This window comes from Candidatus Clostridium eludens, assembly GCF_045310515.1.
In the GTDB taxonomy this organism is placed as follows: domain Bacteria; phylum Bacillota; class Clostridia; order Clostridiales; family Clostridiaceae; genus Clostridium_B; species Clostridium_B eludens.
In genome coordinates this window covers 72,503-83,010 of the sequence record NZ_JBJHZX010000024.1, presented here as the reverse complement: position 1 = coordinate 83,010, position 10,508 = coordinate 72,503, and the positions used below count along the sequence as shown (strand labels likewise).

Below are 10,508 nucleotides of genomic sequence, written 5' to 3'. Positions count from 1 at the left end.
CAGGTCGGCTACGCATCGTCGCCTTGGGGGGCTTTTATCCCTCCAACTAGCTAATGCGCCGCGGGCCCATCTCAAAGCGGATTTCTCCTTTAAGGTATTTACCATGCGGTATTCACCTTTTATGCGGTATTAATCTCCCTTTCGGGAGGCTATCCCCCTCTTTGAGGTAGGTTACCCACGTGTTACTCACCCGTCCGCCGCTAATCCACCCCCGAAGGGGTTTCTTCGCTCGACTTGCATGTGTTAGGCACGCCGCCAGCGTTCGTCCTGAGCCAGGATCAAACTCTTAATTTAAAAGTTTATTTGACTCATTTCTTTCATTACGAAATTACTTTCTTTACTGCTTTCGCAGCTCAAAAGAATTGCTGGTTTATTCTTATAAATAAGTTTACCTATATTCTTTATTCTGTTTAATTTTCAAGGATCATTATATTAACTTTGTTAACTGCTGTTCACTCAAGCAGCTTTTATAGTATATCATCTCAAATTATCTTTGTCAACATTTTTTATCAATTTTTTTATATTAATAAATTTTGTTGGTTACCTAATTTCTAAACAACTTTAAGACAACGAAAGCTATTATATCACAGGTTTATATGCTAAAATTTTTTCTCCAATGAAAATCATAAGTTTACTTCATTATTTCTTATATATTCTATCTATTTTTAGGTTTCTTATATAAAGACACGCAAGGATATGTTTATGCAAACTGCAACTTCAAGATCTTACATATAAGATATATACTTGTAAATATATATCTAAATTTCATTTTTAAAAATGTTATATAGTATTGAAATAATACGCTCCAAACTAATTGATCTTATACAAAAAATATTCTCACAAATACTAAAAGATATAAAAGCTTATTTTTTAAAATAAACTTTTATATCTTTTAGTTACATACTTTAAAAACAATAATTAATTACCACATTTAGTATACTTTGCATCATAATTTTTAAACAAAGGCCTATGTAACATCCTTTTTGAAGAAATCTATTCCATAATATTCTAAAATAAAATAGACCTATGCTAACTTTATTTATTGTTTTTTAAGGTATTTTAATCAGAATACCTTATTAAAATATCAATTTAAATACTTATTTCAACTTGTGGATAAATAAGCCACTTCTAAGTTTAGGTTCAAACCATGTAGATTTAGGAGGCATCACTTTTCCAGCATCTGAAATACTCATTAAATCTTCTAATGTAGTTGGATACATAGAAAATGCAACACCTACATTTTGTTTATCTATTCTATTTTCTAACTCCTTAAGTCCTCTTATTCCACCTACAAAATCAATTCTATGGTCTGTACGTGGGTCTTCTATACCTAAAACTGGACCTAATAAATTATTTTGAAGGACAGATACATCTAATTTCCCAACAAGATCATCAGCATCGTAAGTTCCCTGTTTTACTGTAAGTTTATACCATTTCTTATTTAAATACATTCCGTAAGTATATTTACAACAAGGCTTGTATGGAGCCTGTTCTTCGCACATACTTATATCAAATTTTTTAGAGATTTCAGTCATATATTCTTCAGTAGAAAGGCCATTTAAGTCCTTAACAACTCTATTATAATCTATAATATTTAAATCTGAATGTGGGAAAAGTACGGATAGAAAAAAATTGAATTCCTCATTACCTAAATAATTTGGATTTTCTTTTCTTCTCTTAAGTCCCACTTTTACTGCAGAAGCTGCTCTATGATGACCGTCAGCTATATATAAACTATCTATACTTTTAAACAAAGTACAGATATCATTTATTATTTTATCATCATCTACAACCCATACAGTATTTCTAACCCCATCTCCAGCTATAAAATCATAAACTGGCTTTTTCTCAACCCACACATTTACTAAACTACTGATCTTATCATCATACTTATAAGTTAAAAAAATAGGTCCTGTATTGGCATCACAGACATCCACATGATTTATCCTGTCTTGTTCTTTATCTTTCCTTGTATATTCGTGCTTTTTTATTTTATTATTAATATAGTCATCTATGGAAGTGCACCCTACTATACCTGTCTGGCTTTTTCCATTTATAGTCAGCCTATAAATATAAAGATTTTCTTTTTTGTCTTGTATTAGTACCTTATTATCTATCATGTTTTGTAAATTTTCATTAGCTTTTATATATACTTCTTTATCGTACAAATCTACATTTTCTGATAAATCAATTTCTGCTTTATCTACATGTAGAAAGGAATAATTATTGTCTTTTGCAATTTTTTTTGCCTCTTCACTACTCATAACATCATAGGGAAGTTCAGCAACCTTTTGAACTATATCTTCTCTAGGTCTTATTGCTTTAAATGCCTTTAAAGTTACCATCTTATTTCTCCTCACGCATTAACTACATTAATTAGATCTTTATTCATATAATATTGTTCAACTATATTTACTATTTCCATACCTATTCTTTTTTGAGCTTCACAAGTTGACGCACCTATATGTGGCGTTGCAGATACCCTATCATTATTTAGAAGTTCCTCACAAGGGCTAGGTTCATTTTCAAACACATCAATTCCAGCACCTGCGACTTTGCCACAATCCAATGCATTTATTAAGGCTTTCTCGTCTATTACTCCACCTCTTGCACAATTTATTATATATACTCCATCTTTCATAATATTAAATTCTTCCTGACCTATTAAAGCTTTCTGATTTTTATTAAATGGAACATGAAATGTTATATAATCTGCTCTCTTTAATAAATCTTTAAATTCGCAAAACTCATAATTGCCGTATCCTTTTGCCATTCCAAGCTTATCGGTATATATTATTTTCATACCTAATGCGTTTGCTCTTTTGGCAACTTCTTTTGCAATCCTTCCAAAACCTATAATACCTAATGTTTTGCCATACAATTCTACTCCTTTGTATTCATTTTTGTGCCATTCCTTATTTCTCATAGTTACATTAGATATATTTACATACCTTGATACAGCAAACATATGCGCTAAAGTCAACTCTGCCACTGAAGCAGCACTGGCGTTTGGAGTATTTTTAACTGCTATTCCATTTTGAAGTGCATAGTCTACATCAATATTGTCTACTCCAACTCCACCTCTTATTATAAGTTTTAGTTTTCCATTTTTAGCTGCGTCTATAAGTGGTCTTCTGATTTTGGTAGCAGACCTTATTATTATTACATCAAAGTCTTTTATTCTTTGTTTCAATTCTTCTTCTTCAAAATGTTTATCTAAAACCTCATAGCCATCCTCTACAAGTTTATTTAAAGCTTCTTTATCCATTCCATCACTAACTAATATTTTTACCATTATTAAAACCTCCAAATCTACAATTTCAATATATCATTAATATTTTCTAAAAGTTCTTTTATATCTGAAATATTGCAATCCGCCATATGAGCTATTCTAAACGTCTTTTCTTTTAACTTTCCATAACCATTAGAAATCTGAAATCCTCTCTCGCCTAGTTCTTTATTCAATTGAGCTATATTTGTGTTTCTAGTATTAGTTATATTAGTAAGGGTATTCGAAAGATATCTTTCATCCCCAAATAATTCGAAATATTCTCTAGCCCAGTTTCTAACATATTCCGCCATCTCTAAATGTCTTTTATATCTATTTTCCAATCCTTCTTTTAATATTTTATCCAATTGATAATCCATAGCAAACATATGTGAAATAGAAGGTGTTGAAGGATATTGGTAATTTTTTTTCTGTATATACTCATAAAGTGAAAGTAAATCTAAATAATATCCTCTAAATTCTACTGTTTTTGCTCTTTCTACTGCTTTTTTTGAAAAGGAACAAGCTGCTATTCCTGGAGGAAGTCCCAAAGCCTTCTGACTAGATGTTAAACATATATCCACACCAAGTTCATCTACTTCTATCTTAGTACCTCCCATAGAACTCACTGTATCTAAGCACCATACAACCTCTGGATATTTCTTTACAACTTCAGATATTTCTTTTAAGGGATTCATTACTCCAGTTGAAGTTTCATTGTGAGTTATACAAATCACATCATATTTATTGGAATCTAATGCTTCGCGAATTTTTTCTATATCTAAAGCTTTTCCCCATTCTACTTCATATAAGTCAGCTGGCACGTTATTATTTTTAGCCATTTCATACCATCTTTTGCCAAATGCTCCTATTGAAAAAACTGCAGCTCTTTTTGCTGTACAGGTTCTTACAGCCCCTTCCATAAGTCCACTTCCTGAACTAGTTGATAATAAAATTTCCTCTTTTGTGTTAAACAAAATTCTCAATTTATCACTAATTCTCTTCTGTAATTCTGAAGCTTCTTTACTTCTATGACCTATCATAGGTTCAGCCATTTTTTCAAGTACATCCTCTTTTACTTCCACCGGTCCTGGGATAAACAATTTTTTATGCATACTTGTACCTCCATAAATTTACGTAATTGCTTAAATGAATACTATAAATAATTATTAAAATATACCAATAAAATTATTAATATATAAAACAAAAGAGCCAACAATCCCCTTAGGGACGATTGACTCGCGTTGCCACCCTCATTAATTATACATAAAAGTATAATTCTCTCATTAAAAATAACGGTCTTCCGTATTATTCATCATAATAATCCTCCAAGGTGGATTCACCGAAGTACGGGTATCAGTTTTCACCAACCACTGACTCTCTTTTACCTGAACTTACGTTACTATTCTCTTCATGGGATAATATTTAATTTTTAAGCTACCTTTAAATTTCAAACAAACACACCAATTTATAATAATGATAACTATATAAAATATCTGTATTTATTAGAGATTATAATATAAAAAAGCCAATCAAATCCCTTTAGGGACGATTGGCTCGCGTTACCACCCTTATTGATTATACAAAAGTATAACCCTCTCAATTAAAATAACGGTTTTTCCGTATTATTCATCATAATAATCCTCCAAGGTGGATTCACAAAAGCATAGGTACCAGTTTTCACCAACCACTGACTCTCTTTTACCTGAACTTATGTTACTATTCTCTTCATAGAATAATATTTAATTCATTAATTTTTTAAGATTTGTTATTTATTATATGTTCTAATCTGATATATGTCAATACTTATTTAAAAATTAATTATAATTTTTACAATATATTTTAAATTCTACTATGCCTATAAAATTATACTTAAACATAATATAGTTATGTTTTAATTAACACTTATCATCTCTCCAATTTTATGAAATAAATTTTTACTACATCTGTTATTGCAAAAATTGGTACAATTACTACAATTGTTTGAAATATAACTGGCCTGAAGACTAAACATATAATTTTTAGCTCTGTACTCTTTACAATTTTCCGCAACAATCATTTTATCCTGTAAAGGAAACATAAAACTCACTCCCAAAAAATATTATAAGCTTATTATTCTCCAAATTGAAAATTTTTATTTATTTAAATCTAATACTTTTATTATATTTTTTTGGGTTTGATCTATTTTTTTATTTTTATACCTTATAGCGTTTATTGGACATATATGTATACATCTAAGACATAAAATACATTTACTATGAAAAATCGCACGTCCTCCTTCAAATGTTATATTTCCCTGAGGACAATTTCTTAAACATAATCCACATTTATCACAATCCTTTGTAGAATTTATGTTTTTAGATAATCTGGGAATTACACTTTTGAATATATTATGAGCTATCTTGTTAAATTCAAGTCTAACAAAAAAAGTATTTTCTTTAATTTTTTTATTCTTTACAAAATTTTCTATGGAGTGTTTAACCTTTTCATCAGCTTTCATTAGCAAGTTGTTCACTTCATCTTTGCTAGGTTTTTTACCTATAAAAAAATAATAGTTATTCGGCATCTTTATACTAACTTGCACTGAGATGAGATACCCTCTTTTCTTCAAACATTTTGCTATAGAGTAAGGTACTGAAGATGATGCAGATGCTTGTGTAGAATATATTATAACTCTTTTACCTTCTTTTAAAAAATCAAGTTTATTTAAAAAATCCTTTACAATTTTAGGTGGAAATTCTACATAAACCGGGGAACCTATAATTACAAAATCGCATTTTTTAAGCTGTTTATCTTCTAAATGCTGCATATCTACTAAATCTATATCTATATTATAAGATTTAAAGTTTTCCTTAAATCTATCTGCTACCCATTTAGTATTTCCCGTACCGCTAAAATAATATAAAACACCTTTCATACCTTAACAACTCTAACTTTTACATTTATTAAATTTATATATTAAATTTATAAAATATAAAAGAAGTTACTCCTCTCTATATGATATATTTCTATTTTAGTAAATTCTTTACTCCTGCTTTCTCCTTGCATATTTTTCTCTATTATAAACCATAATCTTGCTTAAAATTTCAGCTGATGTAGGTGGAGTAAATGCTATTGCATTAGCTCCGGCTAAAATAGTATCTTTTATGCTTTTTTCTGTTGGACCTCCCGTGGCTATTATGGGAAAACTAGGATACTCTTCTCTGATCTTTTTTACTATATTAGAGGTTTTTTTAGCACCCGACACATTTATTATAGTAGCTCCTGATTCTACCCTTTCTTTTACATTTTCATACTCTGATACTACAGTTACTATTATAGGTATATCTATAGTAGCTCTTACTTGTCGTATAACTTTATTTGGAGTAGGGCTATTTAGAACAACTCCCATAGCCCCTTTAAATTCTGCATCTAAGGCTAAATTTACAACTCTTCTTCCTGCTACAGCTCTTCCGCCAACCCCACAAAATACGGGTATATCTGCTGATAAAAGAATTGCTTGAGTTATAAGAGGCTGAGGTGTAAATGGATATACTGCAATGACTGCATCTGCATTACTATTTCTTATAACTGCTACATCTGTAGTAAATAAGAAAGACTTCAGTCTTTTACCGAATATCCTTATACCACTTGCTTCTCTGATAACCTCAGGTACCTTAATCATGTGCCTTATAGGGATCCCTTTTATCTCAGGTATATATTTAGCCACATTTTTTCCTCCTTTTTCATCCTTCAAATCGTTAGCCTATTTGCAGTATTAATAATCTCCTAAACTTGTGAAATTTCTAATTGCTATCTTTATTAAACCCTATACACTGTCAATATATTATTTATTTTATAATTCCTTTTATTAAAAATAAAAAATCAATCGCATGGTACCTCTTTTTCAGCATACCCTATTTCCTTTAAAACCTTCTTTACTATCCTCTTACCAATTTCATCTTCTTTCATTTGATTTAAAGCATCATCTATATGGACCCACTGTACTTCTTCTACTTCAGCAGATTTTTTTATATATCCATTACTATAGTTGGCCATAAATGTAAGCATTAATATTTCCTTCTTATTATTAATAACATATTCACTTCCCAAATATTTTAAATCTTTTATTTTTAATCCCGACTCTTCAAATACCTCTCTATGAACAGTTTCTTCTACAGTTTCACCATTTGTAACATATCCTGCTAACAAAACTTTACAACTTTTAAATATATAACTTTGCTTTAATAATAATATATAATTCCCTTTTACTACTGCCACCATTATACACGGTTTAGGAGTGTCAAAATACATTATATTATCTTTAGGACAATACGGCACTCCTCCTTCATCCCAACTATACTTTTCTTCTAACCTTCCTCCACATATTGGACAATATACAAATTTCATAAACATGCTGCTATAAAAGCAGCTACACCCCCTTTTAATTTTAATAAAACTTTGTGTCATATTATTAAACATTAATATATTAATATTATAAAGCATATATACAGAATTAAAAAATAAATTTAATATATATTATAAAATCTACCTATAATTGTACCGTTACTTCATGCTTTAAAACTATAAAATTCTCACCTACATCACAATTGTAAGCAAAAACTTTTACACAATTTTCTTTTGCATATCTCAACGCTTCACCAAACTTTTTATCCATTTCATCATAAGGTCTAAAATATTTAATCCCCTGCATTTGAATTAGAAATAAAACCGCAGCTTCCATTCCAGATTTTTTTACTTCTACTAATTCTAATAAATGTTTTCTTCCCCTTTCTGTAGGGGCATCTGGGAACATGGCAACTCCTTTTTCTTCAAAAGTAACTCCCTTTACCTCAATATAACATTTTTCATTTTCTTTACCTAACAGCCTTAAATCAAATCTGCTATTTCCAAAAGTCTTTTCCCTTTCTATTTTTTCATAGTGTTTAAAATAACTTATTCCTTTATTATTTAAAGCCTCTTCTACAACTTTATTGGGAATTTGCGAATCTATATTTATTAATCTATTTCCTTTATATGCTGCTATCAAATCATACTTTGTTTTTCTATGTGGACCATTTTCTTCTCTTAAAATCACCGTTGAGTCCGGTACAAGTATTTCTTTACATCTTCCAGTGTTAGGCACATGAACTATCAATTCTGAATTATTAAAATTTACATGAGCTTTAAACCTATTAGGTCTACTAATAAATTTAGCTTTTACTATATTTTTATTGAATATCAACATATCAACTCCAGTAAAACTAACTTTAGTCTCTTTACTTAGATCATACCAGATTCTTGCATATAACATGTAATTTATTTTTGTTATATTTTTATGAATAAATACTTTGTTTAAACTATTTCCTAGTTTAACTAATATTTTTTTCAGATAATAAAAAAAGCTTCATCTATAAAGTTATAAAACGATGAAGCTTTTTTAAAATAAAAATTTCAAAGAAATAATTTAAATATTATAAGAAATATTACTCCAGGTATTCCAAGAAAACCTGCAATAAGTGCGGTAATAGCATTAATTCCTATACTAAATCCAAAATAGTTTCCTATTAAATTTACTATTATTAAAAGCACTACACCAAGTACTGCATTTATAATGAGTCTAAATAATATTTTTATAGGCCATGAAAACACTTTTACCAGAACATATAACCCCAGTATGGCAATTAAAAAATACCCTATATATTCAAACATAATGCTTATCCCTCCTATAAATAACTCCTATTGGTATAAGTAAAAATTATATACTATAACTATACTTAATTTATATTCTACCAGTAAAAAAATATTAATACAAAAGAAATAAGCGTAAAATTTTTATTTTTTTAAGATGATTTTCTATTATGACTTAAATTTTCAAATACATTCTTATCATCTAACTCAATTCTACTCTTTTTCATTTCATTTAGTAAATACATATATCTTGCCTTAGTTGCCTCTTCCATATATATGGCATAATCTACTAAATGAGGATCTTTTACAGCATCAAAATATATTCTACACCTTTCCAGTTCTTCTCTAGCTTTCTCTATATCCTTTAACAGCTTTTTCTGTTTTGGTGTATATTTTGAATTTTTCATAAGCAAATGCTTTACTATACTATATTTGTTCATAGAACATAAGCCCTCCTAAAATTTATATATTATCTAAATGATTCACATAAATCATTTATAATATACAAACCCTACTTATATTTCTGTTCTACCTTCTAATGCCTTTAGCAGCGTAACTTCATCTGCATATTCTAAATTTCCTCCTACTGGAATGCCATGAGCAATTCTAGTTACTTTTACTTCAAGAGGCTTTAATATTTTAGATATGTACATAGCTGTTGCTTCCCCTTCTACATTTGGGTTAGTAGCAACTATAACTTCTCTTACATCCCCATTTATTCTTTTTATAAGTTCTCTAAGTTTTATATCTTCTGGTCCTCTTCCTGCCATGGGGGATATATTGCCATGTAACACATGATAAACTCCATTATATTCTTTTATTTTTTCCATGGACATTATATCTTTAGGTTCTTCAATTACACAAATTGTACTCTTATCTCTATTAGGATTTGAGCATATGGCACAAGGATCAGAGTCTGTAAAGTTACCACAAACAGAACAGTATTTTATGGTATCTCTTGCTTTAATCAGAGCCTTTGCAAATTCTCTTACTTCATCCCCAGGCAAATTCAGCACATAAAGTGTGAGCCTTTGAGCCGTTTTATGTCCTATTCCTGGGAGTTTTGCAAATTCTTCTATTAATTTTTCAATAGCAACAGGATAAAAATCCATAATCTCACCTCAATGTAAAACCCCATCTATAAAGATGGGGCTTATAATTTTAAAAAATTCCTGGAATATTAAGTCCACCAGTTAATTTTTTCATTTCAGCTGCAGTTTGCTCTTCTGCATTCTTTAGTGCCTGGTTACATGCAGTTAATACCAGGTCTTGAAGCATTTCCACATCATCTGGATCAACAACCTCTGGTTTAATCTGTATACTTACTATTTGTTTCTTTCCATTTACTACTACCTTTACAGCTTCTCCACCGGCAGTGGCAGAAAACTCTTTATTTTCAAGATCTGATTGCATATCCTCCATTTGTTTTTGAAACTTTTGGGCCTGTTTCATTAAATTATTCATGTTTCCCCCGCCACCGAAACCAGGGAATCCTCCTTTTGCCATAGCATATTTCCTCCTCAATTAACTAATTATCCATTTAATTATATCATATTTTTATAAACTCCTG

At 29.7% G+C, this 10,508-nt stretch carries 12 protein-coding genes, 1 rRNA gene and 2 other annotated features; all 13 genes read right to left on the bottom strand.

Annotated features, from left to right (window positions below; genetic code table 11):
* Positions 1–294: ribosomal RNA gene (locus ACJDU8_RS15995) — 16S ribosomal RNA — on the bottom strand; the annotation flags it as partial.
* 803 nt (positions 295–1,097) lie between these two features.
* Entirely contained in the window at positions 1,098–2,345 is a 1,248-nt protein-coding gene (locus tag ACJDU8_RS15990) for a DUF1015 domain-containing protein (RefSeq protein WP_406793152.1), read from the bottom strand.
* A gap of 11 nt (positions 2,346–2,356) precedes the next feature.
* On the bottom strand, positions 2,357–3,295 hold the full coding sequence (locus tag ACJDU8_RS15985; RefSeq protein WP_406793151.1) for a D-2-hydroxyacid dehydrogenase: 939 nt from the start codon (positions 3,293–3,295) through the stop codon (positions 2,357–2,359).
* Between the two features lie 17 nt (positions 3,296–3,312).
* A complete protein-coding gene (locus tag ACJDU8_RS15980; RefSeq protein ID WP_406793150.1) occupies positions 3,313–4,383 on the bottom strand; it encodes a pyridoxal-phosphate-dependent aminotransferase family protein in 1,071 nt (356 codons plus the stop codon).
* Between the two features lie 108 nt (positions 4,384–4,491).
* Positions 4,492–4,692: a binding site (T-box leader), on the bottom strand.
* A 117-nt stretch (positions 4,693–4,809) separates the two neighbouring features.
* Positions 4,810–5,009: a binding site (T-box leader), on the bottom strand.
* Between the two features lie 153 nt (positions 5,010–5,162).
* The gene (locus ACJDU8_RS15975) at positions 5,163–5,348 is read right to left on the bottom strand and encodes a hypothetical protein (protein WP_406793149.1); all 186 of its coding nucleotides are present in this window, start codon (positions 5,346–5,348) and stop codon (positions 5,163–5,165) included.
* A 54-nt stretch (positions 5,349–5,402) separates the two neighbouring features.
* Entirely contained in the window at positions 5,403–6,185 is a 783-nt protein-coding gene (locus ACJDU8_RS15970) for an EFR1 family ferrodoxin (RefSeq protein ID WP_406793148.1), read from the bottom strand.
* Between the two features lie 108 nt (positions 6,186–6,293).
* The gene (locus ACJDU8_RS15965; protein WP_406793147.1) at positions 6,294–6,977 is read right to left on the bottom strand and encodes a beta/alpha barrel domain-containing protein; all 684 of its coding nucleotides are present in this window, start codon (positions 6,975–6,977) and stop codon (positions 6,294–6,296) included.
* A 155-nt stretch (positions 6,978–7,132) separates the two neighbouring features.
* Positions 7,133–7,657, bottom strand: a complete 525-nt coding sequence (locus ACJDU8_RS15960; RefSeq protein ID WP_406793146.1) for an NAD(+) diphosphatase — start codon at positions 7,655–7,657, stop codon at positions 7,133–7,135.
* A gap of 142 nt (positions 7,658–7,799) precedes the next feature.
* Entirely contained in the window at positions 7,800–8,492 is a 693-nt protein-coding gene (gene sfsA, locus ACJDU8_RS15955) for a DNA/RNA nuclease SfsA (protein WP_406793155.1), read from the bottom strand.
* Between the two features lie 209 nt (positions 8,493–8,701).
* Positions 8,702–8,959 (bottom strand): pro-sigmaK processing inhibitor BofA family protein, encoded by a 258-nt coding sequence (locus ACJDU8_RS15950; RefSeq protein ID WP_406793145.1) that lies wholly within the window; start codon positions 8,957–8,959, stop codon positions 8,702–8,704.
* Between the two features lie 131 nt (positions 8,960–9,090).
* Positions 9,091–9,378 carry a DUF2508 family protein gene (locus ACJDU8_RS15945; RefSeq protein WP_406793144.1) on the bottom strand — a complete coding sequence of 96 codons (288 nt, stop codon included), beginning with the start codon at positions 9,376–9,378 and terminating at the stop codon, positions 9,091–9,093.
* A gap of 75 nt (positions 9,379–9,453) precedes the next feature.
* Complete coding sequence (gene recR, locus ACJDU8_RS15940; protein WP_406793143.1) at positions 9,454–10,050, bottom strand: recombination mediator RecR; 597 nt, start codon at positions 10,048–10,050, stop codon at positions 9,454–9,456.
* A 49-nt stretch (positions 10,051–10,099) separates the two neighbouring features.
* Positions 10,100–10,444, bottom strand: coding sequence for a YbaB/EbfC family nucleoid-associated protein (locus tag ACJDU8_RS15935; protein WP_406793142.1), 345 nt, complete (start codon positions 10,442–10,444; stop codon positions 10,100–10,102).
* Positions 10,445–10,508: the final 64 nt, after the last annotated feature.

Coding starts and splice junctions, on each gene's coding strand:
- ACJDU8_RS15950 (WP_406793145.1), bottom strand. CDS start 8,959: ATGTTTGAATATATAGGGTATTTTTTAATTGCCATACTGGGGTTATAT.
- ACJDU8_RS15975 (WP_406793149.1), bottom strand. CDS start 5,348: ATGTTTCCTTTACAGGATAAAATGATTGTTGCGGAAAATTGTAAAGAG.
- ACJDU8_RS15990 (WP_406793152.1), bottom strand. CDS start 2,345: ATGGTAACTTTAAAGGCATTTAAAGCAATAAGACCTAGAGAAGATATA.
- ACJDU8_RS15970 (WP_406793148.1), bottom strand. CDS start 6,185: ATGAAAGGTGTTTTATATTATTTTAGCGGTACGGGAAATACTAAATGG.
- ACJDU8_RS15960 (WP_406793146.1), bottom strand. CDS start 7,657: ATGAAATTTGTATATTGTCCAATATGTGGAGGAAGGTTAGAAGAAAAG.
- recR (WP_406793143.1), bottom strand. CDS start 10,050: ATGGATTTTTATCCTGTTGCTATTGAAAAATTAATAGAAGAATTTGCA.
- ACJDU8_RS15945 (WP_406793144.1), bottom strand. CDS start 9,378: ATGAACAAATATAGTATAGTAAAGCATTTGCTTATGAAAAATTCAAAA.
- ACJDU8_RS15985 (WP_406793151.1), bottom strand. CDS start 3,295: ATGGTAAAAATATTAGTTAGTGATGGAATGGATAAAGAAGCTTTAAAT.
- ACJDU8_RS15980 (WP_406793150.1), bottom strand. CDS start 4,383: ATGCATAAAAAATTGTTTATCCCAGGACCGGTGGAAGTAAAAGAGGAT.
- ACJDU8_RS15935 (WP_406793142.1), bottom strand. CDS start 10,444: ATGGCAAAAGGAGGATTCCCTGGTTTCGGTGGCGGGGGAAACATGAAT.